The organism is Lentzea atacamensis (assembly GCF_003269295.1).
Lineage (GTDB): Bacteria > Actinomycetota > Actinomycetes > Mycobacteriales > Pseudonocardiaceae > Lentzea > Lentzea atacamensis.
In genome coordinates, this window is the sequence record NZ_QLTT01000007.1 from 406,623 (window position 1) to 425,933 (window position 19,311).

At 68.8% G+C, this 19,311-nt stretch carries 19 protein-coding genes; 8 read left to right on the plus strand and 11 right to left on the minus strand.

The annotated features are described in order from the left end of the window. Positions 1 to 70: 70 nt before the first annotated feature. Genes dtd through C8D87_RS30835 form a run of 3 tightly spaced genes read right to left on the minus strand, consistent with a single transcriptional unit; the run spans position 71 to position 3,449 of the window. A complete protein-coding gene (gene dtd / locus C8D87_RS30825) occupies positions 71 to 496 on the minus strand; it encodes a D-aminoacyl-tRNA deacylase (protein ID WP_109640427.1) in 426 nt (141 codons plus the stop codon). Then, positions 493 to 1,965 (minus strand): DUF7782 domain-containing protein, encoded by a 1,473-nt coding sequence (locus tag C8D87_RS30830; protein WP_112229301.1) that lies wholly within the window; start codon positions 1,963 to 1,965, stop codon positions 493 to 495. The genes dtd and C8D87_RS30830 overlap by 4 nt, the downstream gene beginning before the upstream one ends. Then, positions 1,962 to 3,449: a PucR family transcriptional regulator gene (locus C8D87_RS30835; RefSeq protein ID WP_112229302.1), complete on the minus strand. Its 1,488-nt coding sequence runs from the start codon at positions 3,447 to 3,449 to the stop codon at positions 1,962 to 1,964. Before C8D87_RS30835 ends, C8D87_RS30830 begins: the two co-directional genes overlap by 4 nt. A 91-nt stretch (positions 3,450 to 3,540) precedes the next feature. Between C8D87_RS30835 and C8D87_RS30840 the strand changes: the two genes are divergently transcribed. Then, positions 3,541 to 3,855 carry a DUF3099 domain-containing protein gene (locus tag C8D87_RS30840; RefSeq protein WP_112229303.1) on the plus strand — a complete coding sequence of 105 codons (315 nt, stop codon included), beginning with the start codon at positions 3,541 to 3,543 and terminating at the stop codon, positions 3,853 to 3,855. Here C8D87_RS30840 and C8D87_RS30845 read toward each other — a convergent pair. From C8D87_RS30845 to C8D87_RS30855, 3 genes are all read right to left on the minus strand, one after another. Beyond that, entirely contained in the window at positions 3,852 to 4,850 is a 999-nt protein-coding gene (locus C8D87_RS30845) for an IS481 family transposase (protein ID WP_112229352.1), read from the minus strand. The genes C8D87_RS30840 and C8D87_RS30845 overlap by 4 nt on opposite strands. A gap of 423 nt (positions 4,851 to 5,273) precedes the next feature. Then, positions 5,274 to 6,152: a carbohydrate kinase family protein gene (locus C8D87_RS30850; RefSeq protein WP_112229304.1), complete on the minus strand. Its 879-nt coding sequence runs from the start codon at positions 6,150 to 6,152 to the stop codon at positions 5,274 to 5,276. Beyond that, positions 6,149 to 7,036: a pseudouridine-5'-phosphate glycosidase gene (locus C8D87_RS30855; RefSeq protein WP_112229305.1), complete on the minus strand. Its 888-nt coding sequence runs from the start codon at positions 7,034 to 7,036 to the stop codon at positions 6,149 to 6,151. Before C8D87_RS30855 ends, C8D87_RS30850 begins: the two co-directional genes overlap by 4 nt. 31 nt (positions 7,037 to 7,067) lie before the next feature. Between C8D87_RS30855 and C8D87_RS30860 the strand changes: the two genes are divergently transcribed. Next, positions 7,068 to 7,313 carry a DUF3039 domain-containing protein gene (locus C8D87_RS30860; protein WP_109640421.1) on the plus strand — a complete coding sequence of 82 codons (246 nt, stop codon included), beginning with the start codon at positions 7,068 to 7,070 and terminating at the stop codon, positions 7,311 to 7,313. 69 nt (positions 7,314 to 7,382) lie between these two features. On the opposite strand, the gene C8D87_RS30865 is transcribed toward C8D87_RS30860, so the two are convergent. Further along, positions 7,383 to 8,486, minus strand: a complete 1,104-nt coding sequence (locus C8D87_RS30865) for a YihY/virulence factor BrkB family protein (protein ID WP_109640420.1) — start codon at positions 8,484 to 8,486, stop codon at positions 7,383 to 7,385. 141 nt (positions 8,487 to 8,627) lie between these two features. Here C8D87_RS30865 and C8D87_RS30870 point away from each other — a divergent pair, with 141 nt between their 5' ends. Further along, positions 8,628 to 10,313, plus strand: coding sequence for a DEAD/DEAH box helicase (locus tag C8D87_RS30870; protein ID WP_233442376.1), 1,686 nt, complete (start codon positions 8,628 to 8,630; stop codon positions 10,311 to 10,313). Between the two features lie 76 nt (positions 10,314 to 10,389). On the opposite strand, the gene C8D87_RS30875 is transcribed toward C8D87_RS30870, so the two are convergent. Next, positions 10,390 to 11,193 (minus strand): class I SAM-dependent methyltransferase, encoded by an 804-nt coding sequence (locus C8D87_RS30875; RefSeq protein ID WP_112229307.1) that lies wholly within the window; start codon positions 11,191 to 11,193, stop codon positions 10,390 to 10,392. 47 nt (positions 11,194 to 11,240) lie between these two features. On the opposite strand from C8D87_RS30875, the gene C8D87_RS30880 reads away from it, so the two are divergent. The 5 genes from C8D87_RS30880 to C8D87_RS30900 all read left to right on the plus strand — a co-directional run bounded on the left by C8D87_RS30880 (position 11,241) and on the right by C8D87_RS30900 (position 16,604). Further along, positions 11,241 to 11,831, plus strand: a complete 591-nt coding sequence (locus tag C8D87_RS30880) for a TetR/AcrR family transcriptional regulator (RefSeq protein WP_112229308.1) — start codon at positions 11,241 to 11,243, stop codon at positions 11,829 to 11,831. 192 nt (positions 11,832 to 12,023) lie between these two features. Next, positions 12,024 to 13,145 carry a sugar ABC transporter substrate-binding protein gene (locus C8D87_RS30885; RefSeq protein ID WP_109640416.1) on the plus strand — a complete coding sequence of 374 codons (1,122 nt, stop codon included), beginning with the start codon at positions 12,024 to 12,026 and terminating at the stop codon, positions 13,143 to 13,145. Between the two features lie 75 nt (positions 13,146 to 13,220). Beyond that, entirely contained in the window at positions 13,221 to 13,994 is a 774-nt protein-coding gene (locus C8D87_RS30890) for an ATP-binding cassette domain-containing protein (RefSeq protein WP_109640415.1), read from the plus strand. A 20-nt stretch (positions 13,995 to 14,014) separates the two neighbouring features. After that, on the plus strand, positions 14,015 to 15,442 hold the full coding sequence (locus C8D87_RS30895; RefSeq protein WP_109640641.1) for a sugar ABC transporter permease: 1,428 nt from the start codon (positions 14,015 to 14,017) through the stop codon (positions 15,440 to 15,442). 4 nt (positions 15,443 to 15,446) lie between these two features. Continuing rightward, positions 15,447 to 16,604, plus strand: a complete 1,158-nt coding sequence (locus C8D87_RS30900) for an ROK family transcriptional regulator (RefSeq protein ID WP_112229309.1) — start codon at positions 15,447 to 15,449, stop codon at positions 16,602 to 16,604. A gap of 61 nt (positions 16,605 to 16,665) precedes the next feature. Here the strand turns inward: C8D87_RS30900 and C8D87_RS30905 are convergent, their stop codons facing one another. From C8D87_RS30905 to C8D87_RS30915, 3 genes are all read right to left on the minus strand, one after another. Continuing rightward, positions 16,666 to 16,845 (minus strand): DUF7455 domain-containing protein, encoded by a 180-nt coding sequence (locus tag C8D87_RS30905; protein ID WP_407657002.1) that lies wholly within the window; start codon positions 16,843 to 16,845, stop codon positions 16,666 to 16,668. A gap of 457 nt (positions 16,846 to 17,302) precedes the next feature. Further along, positions 17,303 to 17,623 (minus strand): helix-turn-helix domain-containing protein, encoded by a 321-nt coding sequence (locus C8D87_RS30910; protein WP_170166638.1) that lies wholly within the window; start codon positions 17,621 to 17,623, stop codon positions 17,303 to 17,305. Positions 17,624 to 17,822: 199 nt separating this feature from the next. Beyond that, a complete protein-coding gene (locus C8D87_RS30915; protein ID WP_211337631.1) occupies positions 17,823 to 19,181 on the minus strand; it encodes an RNA polymerase sigma factor in 1,359 nt (452 codons plus the stop codon). Positions 19,182 to 19,311: the final 130 nt, after the last annotated feature.

Here is a 19,311-nt window from a genome sequence, read left to right on the forward strand (position 1 = left end):
TGACCTGAAGACGTCACCGCTGTCACAGCGGTTGCGCGACTAATCTGAGGATTGGCTGAGAACCCTTTACTCAGACGTCGATGAGCACGGTGAACGGGCCGTCGTTCACGCTCCGCACCTTCATCTCGGCCCTGAATCGTCCTGTTTCGACCCGCGCGCCCTTTTGGCGGAGTTCCTGTACGACGGCGTTCACCAAGGGTTCCGCGTGCTCGGGCCGCGCGGCCGCCGTCCAGGACGGACGGCGGCCCTTCCGCGTGTCCCCGTAGAGGGTGAACTGGCTGACGACCAGCAACGGAGCGCCGGTCGACTCGCATGACTGCTCGTCATCGAGGATGCGCAGACCGTGCAGCTTCTGCGCCATTTTGCGAGCGTGCTCGGCCGTGTCCTCGTGATGGACGCCGAGCAGCACCAGCAATCCGGGTTCGTCGATCGCGCCGACGATCTTGCCTTCGACTTCGACGCTCGCTTCTGTGACGCGCGCCACAACCGCTTTCACGCGGGAATCAACATTCCGTGCCGGATGAGATCACGAACGATCGGCAAGGCCGCTTCTGCATCGATTTCTCCGTAAGCGAACTCGAGCAGCGAGAGCAGGTCTTCCAGCGGCAGCGCACCCGTGCAGCCGGCCACGAGCTTGGCGGTCGCCTCGTCGACCTCGTGCTGCCAGCCAGGCCCGTCGGTGCGGTGCAGCCGGGCGACGACCTTGCGCCAGCCGTCCTCGCTCGGCTCGGACACCTCTTCGAGCAGCACGGTGTCGGCGACGCGGAAACGCTGACCGAGCAGGTCGGGGTTCGCACGCAGCCACGCGACGTTGTCGAGCCACCGCGCCGCCTCCGGACCCAGCGGGTCGTCGTAGGCGTGGCGCAGGTCCTCACACACGACCTGGGAGTGCATCTCGTCGGTGCGCCGCAGCGTCACGTACCCGAAGCCGACGCCTTCGACCTGGTTCTCCTCGAACCAGTCGAGCCACGCCGCGGCCTTCTGCCGGCCTTCGGGGCTGCGCGGGTCGACGCCCGCGTCCTTGAGCCACGTGCCGACGTACAGGGCGGGCTCGGCGATGTCGCGCTGCACGAACCACGCGTCGATGCCACCGCGCGGCAGCCAGCCGGAGACGCGCTCGGCCCAGTCCTCGCCCTTGCGGTGCAGCCAAGACGCGAGCAGCTGGCCGACGCCGCCCTCGTTGAGGAAGGCGGGCAGCTGGCGGATGACCAGCGCCGACGCGTCGTCGCCGCCGAGTCCGGAGTCGCGGTAGACGTAGTCGACGCGCGGAGGGCCGACGACGAAGGGCGGATTGCACACGACCTGGTCGAACCGGCGGTTGCGGACCGGGCCGAACCACTCGCCCTGCAGCGTCTCGACGTCGAGGCCGTTGATGCGGAACGTGCCCTGCGCGAGCCTCAGCGCGCGCTCGGACAGGTCGGTGGCGGTGATGCGTTCGGCGTGCGTGCTGGCGTGCAGTGCCTGGACGCCGCAGCCGGTGCCGAGGTCGAGGAGCGTGCCGACCGGGGTGCGCTTGGTGGCGCGGGCGAGGCTGATGGAGGCGTGGCCGACGCCGAGGACGTGGTCCTCGGGGACCGCTCCGCCGCGCAGGTCGGAGTCGAGGTCGGCGATGACCCACCAGTTGTCCTCGTACGGGCGCACGTCGAGCCCGGCCCTGAGGTCTTTCGTGAGGATCTCGTTGGTGACGGCGTCGTCGATGTCGACCCCGCCGAGCGCCCTGCGGACGTCCTGCTCCGGCTCCTGGTCGCCCAGCAGGAACAGGCGGATCAGCGTGCCGAGCGTCCCGGCGTCCCTGCTGGCGCGGCGGGCGGGTTCCGGCTCGCCCCTGCCGAGCGCGGCGTGAGCCTGGGGGCCGAGGGCGTCGACGACGCCGTCCGCGGTGTAGCCGGCGTTCTGGAAGGCCTCGCGCAGGCGGGCGCACAGGTCAACGGAGAGATCGGGGTGCACGAGAGCACATGTTTTCACGTGCGCGTGATGGAGAGCGCGATGGCCATCGCGAGTCGTTGATCGGGATCGTCGAGGGGGAGCGGCGTTACTTCGGCCATCTTCTGCATCCGGTACCGCAACGTGTTCGGGTGCACGTTGAGCTCCCGCGCCGCCGCCCGTACATCACCCTGCGCCGCGAGCCACGCCTTCAACGTCGCCGCATACTGCGTCCCGTATTCAGCGTCGTACCGCAATATATTGGATATCGGCCCGCGCGTCGGGAGCCGTCCGGCGTCGGCGACGGCGGCGAGCCGGTGCAGCAAGACCTGAGCCCAGGCGTCGTCGTACACAACCGGCGCACCGGTGGAAAGCGCGAGGCACTCATCGGCTTCCTGCCGCGACGTGGGCAGCTGCGTGGCATCGGCCGGCCCGCCGATCCCCGCCAGCACCGTGGCCTCGGCAGGCAGTTCGCGGACCAGCGACCGCACCCAGTCGACGGCGTCATCGGCGGCGGGGATGACCGTGTACAGAACATTGCCGAACAACGCGCTGCGCCCAGGCCGTGACCAGCCGAACCCTGCGGTGGCCCGCTGGAACGCGAGCACCGCCGCCCCGTGCTCGCCCTCGCCCGCGTGGGCCTGCACCGCGATCACCCGCAGATCGGCCGAGGGCAACCCGAGCCGCGCGACGTCGGCGGACTCCGGGTGTTCGAGCAGCCGGATCACCAGGTCGGCCTCGGCCTGACGTTCCAGGTCCGTCGACGCCCGCGACCGCAGCAGGTGCAACGCCGCCGTGCGCGCGCCGTCCACCAACGCAGCCGACCGCGCGGCATCAACAGGACCTGTCACCTCGACCCACACCGAGCCGAGCAGCTCACGGCCGGCGCGCACAGCGGCGACGAGCCGGTTGCCCAGCTGCGGGGTCAGCTTGGGCACGAAGATCGGTTCGTCGGACGAAGCGAGGTGCGAGAACACGCCGAACTCGTCGAGCGCGCGCCGGGCCTCCTCCGGAACGCGACGGCCGAGGATCGTCTGGACGCGGACCGGGTCGACGTCTTCCTGACGGTAGGAGTACGCGAGGACGCGGGACTGCTGGTCCTCGATCGTCACCGGCCCTCCGACCACACCCGCGATGACGTCCGCCAGCCCGAACAGGTCACCTGTGCGCGTGCCGCCGTTGACCAGCGTCTGCGTGACGTTCGCGAGTTGGCTCCACGGCACAGACGGATCCACGAGCAGCACGGCCGCGCCGGACTTCTTGGCGGCGGCGACAACACGCTCGTCGAGCGGCGGCTTGCCGTGCAACACGACCGCCGACGCCGCGGTCGAGGACACGAGCCGTGCCGCCGCGGCCACCGACGGCGTGCCCAGCCCGAGCAGAACGTCACCCGCGGCGGCCGGCGTGTTTTCCGCCGGATCATGCAGGGCAACCCCACGGAGTTCGACGTCCCGGCCCCTCGGCGCGCACGCCAGATGCGTGCCCAGACTGCCGAGCACGTCCACGAGGCGATCAAGGGCGACCACTCGCGGATGTTAACTGCCGACCAGGTATCCGGCCGTCACTCGGACGTGGGACGATGGCAGGCGTAGCCAGAAGGATTAAGAGGGTGGTGTCGTGAGCAGTCCCGACCGGAACGACACCCCGGTGTTGATCACCGAGGCGGCCCCGTCCTACGAGGAACAGCACGCTGCCCGGCGTCGCAAGTACGCGATCATGATGAGCCTGCGCTTCCCGTGCCTCATCCTCGCGGCCCTGTTCGCGCAGACCTGGTGGCTCGCCCTGTTCTTCATCGTGCTGTCCGTGCCGCTGCCGTGGATGGCCGTGCTGATCGCCAACGACCGCCCGCCGCGCAAGGCCGAGAAGGCCAGCCGGTACGAGGCTGAGCGCCGCGCCATCGCGCCCAAGAGCACCACGATCATCGACGGCTAGTTGTAGCGCCCTGAGACGTTGGGAACGCGGCTGGCTGGTGGCTGGCCTGCGAGTGCGGTGTGACCGCGGTGGTGATTGTAGATATGCAACCACCGCGGTAGCGCCTCGCGGCGCTCGGTCTCGCTGAGGTAGGGGCGGGCGTAGGCCCACTCGTCGAGCAGGGTGCGGTTGAAGCGTTCGACCTTGCCGTTGGTCTGGGGCCGGCGTGGGCGGGTGCGTTTGTGGGTGATCCCGGCTGTGGTGAGGGTGTCGCGCCAGAGCCTGGACCGGTAACACGATCCGTTGTCGGTGAGCACTCGGCGAACGGTGATCCCGTTGGTGTGGAAGAAGGTCTGTGCTCGTTGCCAGAACGCGGCGGCGGTTTCCTTGGTCTCGTCGGCGAGGATCTCGGTGTAGGCCAGGCGGCTGTGGTCGTCGACGGCGTTGTGCAGGTAGCTGTAGCCGAGGTTGGCGCGGTTGCCGATCGTGCGTGGCCGGGCGGGATCGCGATGTGCGGAACTGTTGCGCGTGCCGATCGTCCGCCCGTGGACTTTGTGGCCGCCGCCGTCGGGGATGTTGCCCAGCTTCTTGATATCGACGTGCACGAGATCGCCGGGGACGGGGTGCTCGTAGCGGCGGACCGGCTCGCCGGTGGCTCGGTCGAGGTGCCGTAGCCGGGCCAGCCGGAAGCGGCGCAGGACACGGTGCACGGTGGAGGGATTGAGTTCGAGCAGGTAGGCGATGCGGGCCGGTCCCCAGCGGCGGGCCAGCCGGACCTTGACGATCCGACGTTCCTGTCGCGGACAGGTGCGGCGGGGACTGCTGTGCGGGCGTGACGAGCGGTCGGCCATGCCCGCGGGCCCTTCGGTGCGGTAGCGGTCGGCCCAGCGTTTCGCGGTGCTCACCGAGACCTGGAACCGCTCGGCCACCCGTCGCAGCGGCCACCCGTCGTCGACGACACACCGGGCCAGGCGCAGCCTGCCCAGCTCGGTCAGCGGTGCGTTAGCGTGAGTAATCGAGGGCCTCCTGGCTAGCCGGTGCAGATGTCGCAATCCACACCGAACCCGGAGACCCTCCCTCATTCCAAGATCATCCGATCACGTGTCGGACCGTTCGCAACGTCTCGGGTCAGTACAGCTAGTACAGCCGGTTCGCCGCCGAACCCGCGATATATCAGTGGTCGTCGGCCGTCCGTCCCTTAGCAATGACTCTTTTGCGGACGACGTCAAAAGAGTCATTGCTAAGGTCAGCACGCGTGCCACCTTTGCAACGAGTCTTTTGACGTCGTCCGCAAACGTTTTTTGTATCCCGGAGGGGTGCTCGAACCCCTTGGCAGCCGTGTGGCGGGGTGGTTTCGGTGGTGGGTGCCGTGCCGTGCCGTGCCGTGCCGTGCGGTGCCGTGCCGGGCGGGGCGTGGATCGGAACGCACGGCCGCGGGTTCAGCGGGGTGGCTGGGCTCCTACGACGCTGACCGCGCGAGAGCCAGCGCGGACGCCACCGAGGAGGGCGTCGCGTTTCGAGGAGCCGGCCAGCCAGGCCGCCAGGAAGCCGGCGTCGAAGGCATCACCGGCGCCGGTCGAATCGACGCACTCAGTGGTTTCAGCGGGGACCGAGATGATCTCGTCGGCGTCGATCCACGACGCGCCGTCCGGGCCCGTGGTCACCACGACAGCGCCGACGTGGGTCAGCAGGTTCTTGGCGGCGGTGGGGTCGGTGGAGCCGGTCAACGCCATCAGTTCGTCGGCGTTCGGCATGAGGATGTCGACTCCGCGGACGTCTTCCAGGAACGCCTCGGCCGAGTGGATCAGCACTGCGGCTTGGGGGTCCACCGAGGTGGTCCAACCGGCGTTGCGCGCGGTTTCCAGCGCTGCCAAGCCTGCTGGGCGTGAACTGGCGTCCAGCAGCACGTAGCCCGACAGGTGCAGGTGGCCGTTGGGGGCGGCGAGCAGGCCCGGGTCGAGGTCGGCGGGGGAGAAGCGGGCGTTGGCGCCGCGGTCGGGGAGCATCGAGCGCTGGCCGTCCTCGTCGACGAGGACGACCACGCAGCAGGTCGCGAGGTCCTGATCGACCGCGAAGGCGCATTGGACGCCCGCGGAGGTGAGTTCGGCGTGGATCTGGCGGCCGGCCGAGTCGCGACCCACGCGGGCCACCAGGATCGGAGAGGCGCCGCACGCGGCGAGCCAGACGGCGGTGTTGGCGCCGGCGCCGCCCGGCTCGATGGTCACCTTGGCGCGGACATCGCCGCCGTGGGCGATGGGGCCGGCGTGGCGGGCGACGACGTCCAAGCCGGCGTCGCCCACCACCACGACTGGCCTCACTGGAAGAGCTCCACCGCGACGGCCGCGGCCACGGACGCGTTGTTGACGACGAGTTCCTCGTTGGCGTCGAGGCTCACGCCGGCGCTCGCGGTGTGGAAGTGCTCCAGGAGGACGGGGCTGACGTCCTTGCCGCGCACGTCCTGGTCGACGAGCTTCTGCAGGCCCTCGGCCAGCAGGCGGTCGTGCAGGGCGGAGTCCATCTCGAAGGCGGCCGGGATCGGGTTCACCAGGAGCATGCCGCGCTCGCCCGCGGCGAACACAGCGGCGGCCTGGGAGGCGTTGTCGACGCTCCACGGCACGGAGAACTCCGACTCGCGGCGGTAGAAGGCGGGGAAGCGGGAGGTCTGGTAGCCGACGACCGGCACCGAGCGGGTCTCCAGGACCTCGAGGGTCGCTCCCATGTCCAGGATCGACTTCACGCCGGAGCAGACGATCAGCACCGGCGTGGTGGCGACCACGTCGAGGTCGGCGGACACGTCCCACGTCTCGCGCGCGCCCCGGTGCACGCCGCCGAGGCCGCCGGTCGCGAAGACGCGGATGCCGGCCTGGTGAGCCAGAGCGGTGGTGGAGGCGACGGTCGTAGCGCCGCTGCGGCCCAGGGCGTAGGCGGCGCCGAGGTCGCGCAACGACAGTTTGAGCATGTCATCGGAACACACGCGGTCCAGCTCGGCGGCGGTGAGGCCGATGCGGGGCACGCCGTCGAGCACGGCGATCGTGGCGGGGACCGCGCCGGCCTCCCGGACGACCTTCTCCAGGCGCGCGGCGACGGCCAGGTTGCGCGGCGCGGGCAGGCCGTGGGACAGGAGGGTGCTCTCAAGAGCGACGACGGGCCGGTTCTCGGCCAGTGCGGCGGCTACTTCTTCGGCGATCTGCAGCGTGGTCACGAGGGGACATCATCCCAGGTACCCTGGGCGCGTGAGCACCCAGACTCTCCCCGAGGTCGACGTACGGCCGGAAGGCACCGACCACACCGGGGACGACACCCCGAAGATGTTCCATTACGTGCGCAAGGCGAAGATCGCCGAAAGCGCCGTGATGGGAACGCATGTGGTCGCCTTGTGCGGCGAGGTCTTCCCGGTGACGCGGTCGCCGAAGCCCGGTTCGCCGGTGTGCCCGGAGTGCAAGAAGATCTACGACAACCTGCCCGCCGGCGGCGAGTAGCCCGCAGAACCTGCTGGCAGCCGTGTTCGGTGCCTCGAGGTCGTCGAGGCACCGAACACGGCTGTTCTGCTATCCCCGCTGTTTTTCTTCCTCTGAGTGCGAGCGCTGCTCCTGGATCTGCAGTGGAGCGGTCAGCTGCGTATCAGCCGGGGAAGGCGCCGAGTAGCTGTCGTTGTTGGACTCCTGCTTGGGCTTCGCGTTCTCCTCGCGGATGCGGGAGGCGGCGCGCTCCATCTCCAGACGGCGCCAGCGGCGGCGCTGGCGCCGGGTCATGCGCGCGGGCCACATGTCCTGGATGGCGCTGTTGAAGTACGCGCCGATGGTGATCGCCAGGCCGATGAAGAACACGAAGAGCAGGAAAGCGATCGGGGTCGCGAGGGCGCCGTAGGTGTAGCCGGTCGTGGTGATCCACTGGATGTACAGGCGCAGGCCGATGGACGACAGGATGAACACGGCCATGGCGAGGACCGCGCCCGGCAGGACGCGGTGCCACGGGAGCTTTCGCGGCAGAGCGAGCTTGTAGAGCATCGACAGCGACAGCACGAGCAGCAGGGCGACGCCGGGGTAGTAGAAGCGGCCCACCCACGTCTCGATGTAGGGCCGCCAGGACTGGGGGAAGAACTGCGGCAGGATGTCCGGGCCCAGCGCCAGTACCGGCAGGCCGACCACCAGCGCCACCAGGGACACCAGGTAGAGCAGCAGGGCGAAGATGCGCTGCCACAGCTCGTTGCGGACGCCGTACTGGCCGTGCGCGACCGTGATCGCGTCGACGAACGACGACATGGCCGACGAGCCCGCCCACAATGAGATCAGGAAGCCGATGGAGACGATCTCGCCCTTGCCGGTGCTGAGGATCTCCGCGACCGTGGGCTGGATCACGTCGTTGACGACGTCCGCGCTGAAGATCGTGCGGGTGAACCCGATGATCTTCTCCTGGACGGCGGAGACCACCTCGTTGCCGAACCAGTCGCCGAGATAACCCATCGCGCCCAGCACGCCGAGCAGCAGTGGCGGGAACGACAGCGTCTGCCAGAACGCCGCCTCGGCGGCTTCTGAGAAGATGTTGCCCTGCCACGCCTTCGACAGCGTGCGCGCGAGTAGACGCAGCGGCCCCTTGCGGCCGGACCTGCGCGCGTCGTTGTCGGTAGGCGAACCCATCGCAGAGACAAGCATGGTGCATGCCGCCACGTTTCGCGGCATCGACGCCGTGAACAGGTAGAGTCACGGTGCCCTCGGCAACGGTCTGCCTGAGGGCACTGCCATGTCTGACCTGCACAAATGAGGAGAAACACGTCTGTGACAGCGACAGCAGCAATGCGACCGCTGCGGGCATGGCAGCGCCGCGCGCTGACCAAGTACCTCGCCGCCAAGCCGCAGGACTTCCTCGCCGTCGCGACACCTGGCGCGGGTAAGACGACCTTCGGGCTGCGCGTCGCCGCCGAGCTGCTGTCCGACCGGACGATCGAGGCCGTCACGATCGTCACGCCCACCGAGCACCTCAAGCACCAGTGGGCCAAGGCCGCCGCCGAGCAGGGCATCCACATCGACTCGAACTTCCGCAACACCAACGCGATGACCTCGCGCGACTACCACGGCGTGGCCGTGACGTACGCGCAGGTGGCCGCCCATCCGACGTTGCACCGGGTGCGCACGGAGAACCGCAAGACCCTCGTGCTGCTCGACGAGGTCCACCACGGTGGTGACGCCAAGTCGTGGGGTGAGGCGATCCGCGAGGCGTTCACGCCCGCAGTCCGCCGGCTGTGCCTCACCGGTACACCGTTCCGCTCTGACGACTCGCCGATCCCGTTCGTCACCTACGAGGAGGGCCCCGGCGGCTTCAAGACGTCCAAGGCCGATCACACGTACGGGTACTCCGACGCGTTGCGCGACGGCGTCGTCCGGCCCGTGCTGTTCCTGGCGTACTCGGGCGAGGCGTCATGGCGGACCAGCGCGGGCGAGGAGTTCACCGCACGGCTCGGCGAGCCGCTGACGCAGGAGCAGACCGCACGGGCGTGGCGCACGGCGCTCGACCCGGCCGGCGACTGGATGGCGTCCGTCCTGCGCGCCGCCGACCAGCGACTCACCCAGAAGCGTGAGAACGGCCTGCCGGACGCCGGTGGCCTGGTGATCGCGACCGACCAGGAGACCGCCAAGGCCTACGCGCAGGTCCTGTACCGCGTGACAGGGCAGACCGCCACCGTCGTCCTCTCGGACGATCCGAAGGCGTCGGGCAAGATCGCCGAGTTCGCCGCGACGAACGAACGCTGGATGATCGCCGTCCGGATGGTGTCCGAGGGCGTCGACGTGCCGCGCCTCGCGGTCGGCGTGTACGCGACGTCGTCGTCGACCCCGCTGTTCTTCGCCCAGGCCATCGGCCGCTTCGTGCGTGCCCGCAAGCCCGGCGAGACCGCCTCGGTGTTCCTGCCGTCGGTGCCGGTGCTGTTGCAGCTCGCGTCCGAGCTGGAGGCCGAGCGCGACCACGTCCTGGGCAAGCCGCACCGCGAGAAGGACGGCTGGGACGACGAGCTGCTGGCCGCCGCGAACCAGACCAAGGACGAGCCGGGTGAGGACGAACGCGCCTTCACCGCGCTCGGCACCACGGCCGAGCTCGACCAGGTGATCTTCGACGGTGCCTCGTTCGGCACGCCGACCCTCGCGGGCTCCGAGGAGGAGCAGGACTACCTGGGTCTGCCGGGACTCCTGGAGCCCGACCAGGTGCGCACGCTGCTGCTGCAGCGTCAGGAGGAGCAGCTCGCTTCCGCCGCCAAGCGTCCCAAGGTCGAGGCGGTGGTGCGTGAGGCGAGGCCCGCCAGCGTGCAGGAACGCCTCGCCTCACTGCGCAAGGAGCTCAACACCCTGGTCGCGATGCACCACCACCGCACCAAGAAGCCGCACGGCAAGATTCACAACCAGCTGCGCGAGTACTGCGGTGGGCCGCCCACGGCGATGGCCAGCATCGAGCAGCTCGAGGAACGGATCGCGACGCTTCGTTCCTGGTAGGCCGCGTGGGTTCCTTTGCAATGAGTCTTTTGACTTCGTCCGCAAACGTTTTTTGCATGCGGTGATATGCGATATATCAGTTGCGGGTAACGGCGACGGCGAGCGTTTCGTAGGTCGACGTGAAGCTGCCGCCGTAGGCGTCGATGGCGGCGCCGACGCCGTCCAGCAGCTTGGTGAGCTGCTCCTCGGTGAGCAGTGCCATCGGGCTCATGGTGAGGATCAGGTCGAGGTACTCGGCGGTCGTGTAGGTGCGGTCCCACTGGACGCTCCACTCGGTCGGGTTGCCGAACTCGCCGGTGGCGATGAATCCCTCGGCGGTGCGCTTGCACCCCGCCGAGTAGGACGCCACTGCCTTCTCGTGGGTGTGCGCGACGCGGAGCGGGGCTTCCGGCGCGACCTTCTCGTAGACGTCGGCGACGGCCTGCGAGATCGGGTCCGGGGTGGCGAACACGTGCCAGAGAGCCACGAAGATCCCGCCGGGCCGCAGCACCCTGGCGACCTGGCGTGCTCCCGCCTCGGCGTCGACCCAGTGCCACGACTGGCCGGCGACGACGGCGTCGAACTCGCGGCCCGCGGGGTCCCAGGTCTCGAACTTCGAGACCTCCACCGTCACGCCCGTCTCGCGAGCGAACCCGGCCATCAGGTCGTCGTGTTCCACGCCGAGCACCTCGCAGCCCGCCGCGCGCAGCTGGCGGGACAGCTTGCCGGTGCCGCAGCCGACGTCGACGACGCGAGGTCCTGGGCTCGTCGAGATGATTCGTTCGACCAGTTCCGCGGGATAGGGCGGGCGGGTGCGGTCGTAGCGGGCGGCTTCCGCGCCGAACGAGCCGGCTAGCTGTTCACCGAGCTTCTTGTAGGCCTCGTCGTCTAAGTTGGGCATGCGCCCACCTTAGTGGGCAAGCGCCCACTAAGCTAGGAGATTGCCGCGTGCCCACCGGTGTGCACCTGCGCGACGTGCGAGAACAGCTGTTCGGTGCGGCGGAGCGGCTGTTGGCCGAAGGCGGGCCGAGTGCGTTGACCAGTCGCGCGGTGACGGCCGAGGCGGGTGTTGCCAAGGGGGTGCTGCACCGGCACTTCGACGACTTCGACGCCTTCCTCGCGGAGTTCGTCCTCGACCGCGTGAACAAGATGGACGCGCGGGCGGAGGCGCTGCTGAACGCCGCGGGCAGTGGATCCGTCGTCGACAACCTCGCCGAGGCGATCACCGCCGTCTTCGGCTCGGTGGCCGTCGCGATCGTCGCCCTCGTGACCTTCCGGGACGACCTGCGCAGGCGCCTGCGTGAGACCTGGCCGGCCGGGGTTCCCGTGCTGACCGACGCCGCGATCATGATCAGGAACTACCTGGAGCGCGAGCGCGAGCTGGGGCGCGTGGGTGGCATCGACCCCGACGGCGCCGCGCCGATGCTCGTCGGCACCGGGCATCTCCTCTTCGCCGACCGTGAGGCGCCGCCGTCGGCGGACGCCGTGCGCCGGATGGTCGCGTCCGTCGTCACCCCCGATTTGGACAAAAACGACTGATATCCAATATATCGCTGCTGGATGCAGTAGCGCCGTGGTTACGCTCTCACAACTCTGGGTGACTAAATTTCGCCGCGGTTACCGCATCGTTGCGACTTAATCGGTTCAGTGTGGTTCCGGTCACGCATATGTCGGGCATACGTTGTGCGCCACAACATTCTCTGTGACACAGCGCAGTGAAAGGGATGGCGGATGCGCAGCAAGAGCCTCGCTTCCATCGCCGTTGCCGCGGGCCTCGCCCTGGCGGTCTCGGCGTGTGGCGCCAACACGTCCTCCGGTGGAGGAAGCACGAACACGAATTCTGGCAGCGGCGGGGGCGCAAAGGTCGGCGTGATCCTTCCTGAGACCGCCTCCTCCGCTCGTTGGGAGGGCTTCGACAAGCCGCTGCTCAAGGCAGCGCTCGAGAAGGAAGGCCTCAGCCCGGACATCCAGAACGCGCAGGGCGACGTCCAGAAGTTCAGCACCCTGGCCGACGGCATGATCAACGCCGGTGTCAAGGTCCTGATCATCGCGACGCCCAACAGCGAGGTCGGCGCTTCCGTCGCCAAGAAGGCGCAGGCGCAGGGCATCCAGGTCATCGACTACGACCGCCTGAACACCGGCGGCTCCTCGTCCTACTACGTGTCGTTCGACAACGTGAAGGTCGGCGAGCTGCAGGGCCAGGGCATGGCCGACGCGATGAAGAACGCCCCGCAGGGCGCGAACATCATCGAGATCGAGGGCGCGCCGACGGACAACAACGCGACCCTGTTCCACCAGGGCCAGCAGAACATCCTCAAGCCGCTGTACGACTCGGGCAAGCTCAAGCTGGTCCAGTCCCAGCCGATCGACAACTGGGACAACCAGAAGGGCGGCCAGGTCTTCGAGCAGATCCTGACCAGCAACGGCGGCAAGGTCGACGGCGTTGTCGCCGCGAACGACGGCCTCGCCGGCGCTGTCATCACGATCCTCAAGAAGGTCGGCCTGAACGGCAAGGTTCCGGTCACGGGCCAGGACGCCACGCCGGACGGCCTGCAGGCCGTGCTCCGCGGTGACCAGTACATGACCGTCTTCAAGCCGATCAAGGACGAGGCCGAGGCCGCCGCCAAGCTGGCCGCCGCGCTCGCCAAGGGCGACACCGCCGCCGCTGACGCTCTCGCGACCGGCAAGGTGAAGGACGACAAGGGCAACCGCGACGTCAAGTCCGTCCTGCTGACGGCTCAGCTGATCACCAAGGACAAGGTCAAGTCCGTCGTGGACGCGGGCTTCGTCAAGGCCTCGGACATCTGCGTGGCCGACACCCAGGCCGCCTGCACCGAGCTCGGCATCAAGTAGGACCGCTTGCGTCAAGGCGGGGTGCGGCACCTGCGCACCCCGCCTCGGCGCGTGGTAACCACGGAGGAATCCCCAGTGAGCGAGCCGATTCTCGAGCTGCGCGGCATCAACAAGAGCTTCGGTCCCGTGCACGTCCTGCACGACATCGACCTCACCGTCAACCCCGGCGAGGTCACCGCACTCGTCGGCGACAACGGCGCGGGCAAGTCGACGCTGGTCAAGTGCATCGCGGGCATCCACCCGACCGACTCGGGTGAGGTCCTGTTCGAGGGACAGCCGGTGCACATCAAGGGCCCGCGCGACGCCGCGGCGCTCGGGATCGAGGTCGTCTACCAGGACCTCGCGCTGGCCGACAACCTCGACATCGTCCAGAACATGTTCCTCGGCCGCGAACGCACCAAGGCCGGCCTGCTCGACGAGACGGACATGGAACAGGCGGCGCGCAAGACGCTGGCCTCGCTGTCGGTCCGCACGGTCAAGTCGGTGCGCACGCAGGTCTCGTCGCTGTCCGGCGGTCAGCGCCAGACCGTCGCGATCGCCAAGGCCGTGCTGTGGAACAGCAAGGTCGTGCTGCTCGACGAGCCCACCGCGGCACTCGGCGTCGCACAGACGCGCCAGGTGCTCGACCTGGTCCGCCGGCTTGCGGAGCAGGGCCTCGGGGTCGTCCTGATCAGCCACAACATGAACGACGTGTTCGAGGTCGCCGACCGCATCGCGTGCCTGTACCTGGGCCGGATGGCGGCAGTGGTCGGGTCGAAGGACGTCACGCACGGCCAGGTGGTCGAGCTGATCACCGCGGGCCGTTCCGGTGACCTGGGCATCGCCCGCCCCGAGGCGGCGACGATCTGATGAGTTCCGAAGAGGCGAGCATGACCAACACCACCGAGACGCCCGCGCAGGACACCCCGCAGGGCGCCATCTCCGACTTCGGCATCGACACGACGTCGCAGTCCACCGGCGAAGCGGTGCGCGACTACTGGGCCAGGGTCCGCGGCGGCGAGCTCGGGTCGCTGCCCGCGCTGCTCGGGCTCGTCGTGCTGCTCATCGTGTTCAGTTCGTTGTCCGACACGTTCTTCACGCTCGGCAACCTCGCCAACCTGCTCCAGCAGGGCGCCAGCATCACGATCATCGCGATGGGCCTGGTGTTCGTGCTGCTGCTCGGCGAGATCGACCTGTCGGCCGGTACCGCGTCCGGTGTGACCGCGTCGGTCATGGCACTGCACCTGATCCACAACGGCAACCTGCTCGGCGGCATGGGCGACACGGTGTTCTACGTGTTCTGCGGCCTGCTGGTGCTCGCGATCGTGCTCGCGGTGCTGATGAAGATCTGGGCGGGCGCCGCGCTGTCGGCCGTCGCGCTGGTCATCGCCGCGATCGGCATTCCCGCGAACGCCTGGCTGGAGATGCTGCTCGCGGTCTGCGTCGGCGCGGCCATCGGCTGCGTCACCGGCTTCCTGGTCGCGAAGGTCGGCATCCCGTCGTTCGTCGTGACCCTGGCGCTGTTCCTGGTCTGGGGCGGTGTCGTGCTGCAGCTCATCGGCCAGGGCGGCACGCTCGGCCTGCGTGACGACACGATCTTCAACGTCGCCAACGGCAACCTGGACTTCCTGGGTTCCTGGGCGTTGTTCGTCATCGCCATCGGTGGCTACGCGGCGGTCGTGCTCACCCGGCACTTCTCCCGGCTGCGCAAGGGACTCGTGGCCCAGCCCACCACGCTGGTGCTGGCCAAGATCGGTGCCCTTGCGGTGCTGGCGGCGGTCATCACCTACGCGCTCTCGCTGAACCGGGCGCAGAGCAACCTCGTGGTGATCCAGGGCGTCCCGTACGTGGTGCCGCTGGTGCTGGTGCTGCTCGTGATCGGCACGTTCGTGCTCGACCGCACGAGCTACGGCCGGCACATCTACGCCGTCGGTGGCAACAAGGAAGCCGCGCGGCGCGCCGGTATCAACGTCGAGCGGATCCGGATGAGCGTCTTCGTGATCGCCTCCTCGGCGGCAGCGATCGGCGCGATCGTGTACTCGTCCAAGGTCGGCTCGGTCGACCCGAACGCCGGTGGCGGCAACACGCTGCTGCTGTCGGTCGGTGCGGCCGTCATCGGTGGCACGTCGCTGTTCGGCGGCAAGGGCCGGCTGCGTGACGCGGTCATCGGTGGCGCGGTCCTCGCGATCATCCAGAACGGCATGGGCCTGCTCAGGCAGCCAGCCGCGGTCGTGTTCATCGTGACCGGTCTGGTCCTCCTGCTCGCCGCGAGCGTCGACGCGTTGTCCCGCCGCCGGGCGGCCAACGCGGCTCGATGACGCGGTGACAGGACCTACGTCCGGCACCCGTCCAGACGAGATCCGCAGGCACAACAGGACGGCGCTGCTGCGTCGCCTGCACGTCGACGGACCGTCCACCAGGGCGTCGCTCGCGGCTGAGCTCGGGCTCAACCGCAGCACGATCAAGGCCCTGGTGGACGGCCTCGCCGAAGCCGGTGTGGTGGCCGAGCGCGTGCCCGCTCAGCGCAGCGGTGCCGGCCGCCCCTCGTTGCTCGTCCTGCCCCAGCCGCACGCCGCGGTCGTGATCGCGATCGACGTGCGGGTGGAGCAGGTGGCGATGGGGTTCGTCGGCCTCGGCGGGGAGATCCTCGGACGCGACAGCTGGAACCTGCATCACCGGACGCGTGATCCGGGAGAGGTCATCACGCACATCGTCGAGTCGGCGCGCCTCATGGCCGACGACCTCGACGTCACCGCGGTCGGGGTCGGCGTGTCGGTGCCTGGTGTCGTCCGGCGCTCGGACGGCCAGGTGCACGAGGCGCCGAACCTGCACTGGTCCGGGGTCGCGCTCGGCAAACGCCTCGAGGCGGTGCTGAAGCTGCCGGTCCAGGTCGGCAACGACGCGGAGCTCGGAGCGCTGGCGGAGCACGTGCGCGGCGCGGCTCAGTCGTCCTCGGACATGGTCTACATCTCCGCGGACGTCGGCGTCGGCGGCGGAGTGATCCTGTCGGGGCAGCCGTTGCGCGGCGCCGGCGGTTACGTCGGCGAGCTGGGGCACATGGTCGTGCGTCCCGGCGGTCGTCGTTGCTACTGCGGCTGTGAGGGCTGCTGGGAGACCGAGGTCGGCGAACCGGCGCTGTGCCGGGCCCTGGGGCTGCCGGACGACGCGCCGCGCGGTGCCGTCGTCGCGGCGTTGCGGGCGTTGGACGACCCGTCGGTGCTCAACGAGTTCGCGGACTGGCTGGCGCTGGGACTCGCGAACATCGTCAACGTGCTGGGGCCGGAGCTCGTCGTGCTCGGCGATCTCTACACCGCACTGCCGGCGTCGCTCGTGGACTCGGTGGGCACCGTTGTGCAGCAACGGAGTCTGGTGTCGCGAGCGGTCGGCGGCACGCAGATCGTGACGTCGCCGCTGGGCCGCGACGCCAAGCTGATCGGTGCGGCCGAACTGGCCTTCGAACCCGTGCTGGACGCGCTGTAAAAGCGAAGGGGGCGGAGATCCGGTGAGGATCTCCGCCCCGAGCGGCTAGGTGGGGTGGAAGTCAGCCCTGCTGAATCTCAGCAGCGAGTTCGCGCAACTTTTCGCTGTGTGCGCGGGAGTGGTGCCCGCAGAACAGCAGCTCGCCCCCGGACGGGAGAATTGCGCGAACCTGGGCAGCAGCCCCGCAGCGGTCGCAGCGGTCGGCAGCGGTCAACTCGGGGCGGGTGAGTGCTGCAGTCATGATGGATCTCCCTCCGTCCCAGCACCGATACGAAGTGTTTCGGTGCCCTCTTACCAAGCTGCGACCACGGCGCCCCTGGCTGGTGCGCGGTGCTCGCTGGCTCCACTCTGACAGACGTTCTGGCGATAGTCAGTGTTCCCGTGTGCGTGGCGACTCGCGTCACTATGCGATTTACCCGTCTGCAGCAGGTTCACACTCGCATTTGCCACCGGTTCACCGTCTTGACACGCACGGAGAGCAACCGAAAACCCGCTGGTGGAGCAGTGGATTCGGGCTGTTCGGTCGGTTGCGTGCGACCGTGAGTGTGATATCGGTTGCCCTTGTCCGCCCGCAGCGAACAGGTCACGAACGTCCCACGATTCGGACGCGGGACCGTGATCAAACTCCCGGATCGCACCGTCCGATCAGCTCGCGAGGGCCGCGCTGATCGCCCGTGCGGCGTGCCCCACCGCCCCCTTCAGAGCGGTGGCGCTGCGGCCGCTGTCGAGCACCGCGGAGACGGTGCCGACGACGCTGCTGGTCGCAGCGGCTGGCGTGCCACCCGCATGATCCCCGGAACCGGTTCCCACGACTGCCCGAGCCGGAACATCTGCGCACCGATGCGGTAGCGGCCGCGCACGTTCTCGACCGCGCCGAGGACCTCCATCTGGTCCAGAAGACGGTGCACCGTCCTCTTCGGCATCTCGCAGCGGTCGGCGAGTTGCGTGAGCCCCAGCTCACCCTCGTCCATCAGCTTGTCCAGCAGCCAGAAAGTCCCTTCGAGCACTGACCTGCCCATGTGCACTCCTCCGGCACAGCCACTCACTGATGCTGTCGCGGATGCATAGGCGGCACATGAGTACATGGGTGCTCATCTTTTTGCATGCGTCCGATCACGCCTGGTCACAGCGCGCGATCCGGTCCTGGGGGAACTCCCGGAAAAAGAAGATCCCCGCACCGAACCGGTGCGGGGATCTCTGCGTATGCCTCAGTGAGACCTAGTCGAGGTAGTCGCGCAGGACCTGCGAGCGCGACGGGTGACGCAGCTTCGACATCGTCTTGGACTCGATCTGGCGGATGCGCTCACGCGTGACGCCGTAGACCTGGCCGATCTCGTCCAGCGTGCGCGGCTGGCCGTCGGTGAGGCCGAAGCGCAGGCGGACGACGCCCGCCTCGCGCTCGGACAGCGTCGCGAGCACGGACTGCAGCTGGTCCTGCAGCAGCGTGAACGAGACGGCGTCGACCGCGACGACGGCCTCGGAGTCCTCGATGAAGTCGCCGAGCTGGCTGTCGCCCTCGTCGCCGATCGTCTGGTCCAGCGAGATGGGCTCACGCGCGTACTGCTGGATCTCCAGCACCTTCTCGGGCGTGATGTCCATTTCCTTGGCGAGCTCTTCCGGCGTGGGCTCGCGGCCCAGGTCCTGCAGCAGCTCGCGCTGGATGCGACCCAGCTTGTTGATGACCTCGACCATGTGCACCGGGATGCGGATGGTGCGGGCCTGGTCGGCCATCGCGCGGGTGATCGCCTGCCGGATCCACCAGGTGGCGTACGTGGAGAACTTGTAGCCCTTGGTGTAGTCGAACTTCTCGACGGCGCGGATCAGGCCCAGGTTGCCCTCCTGGATCAGGTCCAGGAACGCCATGCCGCGGCCGGTGTAGCGCTTGGCCAGCGACACGACGAGACGCAGGTTCGCCTCGAGCAGGTGGTTCTTGGCGCGTTCGCCGTCGCGGACGATCCAGCGCAGGTCGCGGCGCAGCTGCGGGGTGAGCTTCTCCGCCTCCTCCTCAGCGCGGCGCACGCGCTCGGCGGCGTAGAGACCCGCCTCGATGCGCTTGGCGAGCTCGACCTCCTCCTCGGCGTTGAGGAGGGCGACCTTGCCGATCTGCTTGAGGTAGGCGCGGACGGAGTCGGCCGAGGCGGTGAGCTCCGCGTCCTTGCGCGCCTGGCGCAGGGCCTCGGACTCCTCCTCGTCCCAGACGAAGTCACCCTCGTTCTTGGGGTCCTCCGCCTCCTCCGGCTCGTCCACCAGGGGCTCGTCGACCAGTTCGACGTCCTCGGCCAGGTCTTCGGCGCCGGGAGCGCCTTCCATGTCCTCCGGCTCGTCGCCGTCGGCCTTCTTGGTCGCGCCCTTCGCGGCAGGATCGGCCTTGCCGGCCGTCTTGCGCGGGGTCTTCGCGCCGGCGGCCTTGGCGGCGGGCTTCTTCGCTGCCGCAGCGGTCGTCTTGCGCTTCGGCTTCTCCTCGGCCTCGCCGGCCGCGGTCGCCTTGGTCGTCTTGGCGGCGCTCGCGGCGGAGCTGGAGCGTCGGGTTGCGGTTTCTGCGGCTGCCACGTACGCCCTTTCGCGACGGTCGTTCAAGGCAAACCAGAGGGCGCGAAACCTCGGTCGCCAGAGTTCAGGGGATCTCCCCGCCGATCTTGCTTGGCGGGTGTGCGTTCCATTGTAACGACGTCGGTGACGCGGTGTTGCGCCCCGAGGTCGTTCGGGG

Bases quoted from the DNA above. Each gene is read 5' to 3' on its own strand.
- C8D87_RS30865 (WP_109640420.1), bottom strand. From the start codon at position 8,486: ATGCTTGTCTCTGCGATGGGTTCGCCTACCGACAACGACGCGCGCAGG.
- C8D87_RS30870 (WP_233442376.1), top strand. From the start codon at position 8,628: ATGCGACCGCTGCGGGCATGGCAGCGCCGCGCGCTGACCAAGTACCTC.
- C8D87_RS30875 (WP_112229307.1), bottom strand. From the start codon at position 11,193: ATGCCCAACTTAGACGACGAGGCCTACAAGAAGCTCGGTGAACAGCTA.
- C8D87_RS30885 (WP_109640416.1), top strand. From the start codon at position 12,024: ATGCGCAGCAAGAGCCTCGCTTCCATCGCCGTTGCCGCGGGCCTCGCC.
- C8D87_RS30895 (WP_109640641.1), top strand. From the start codon at position 14,015: ATGACCAACACCACCGAGACGCCCGCGCAGGACACCCCGCAGGGCGCC.
- C8D87_RS30905 (WP_407657002.1), bottom strand. From the start codon at position 16,845: ATGACTGCAGCACTCACCCGCCCCGAGTTGACCGCTGCCGACCGCTGC.
- C8D87_RS30910 (WP_170166638.1), bottom strand. From the start codon at position 17,623: ATGGGCAGGTCAGTGCTCGAAGGGACTTTCTGGCTGCTGGACAAGCTG.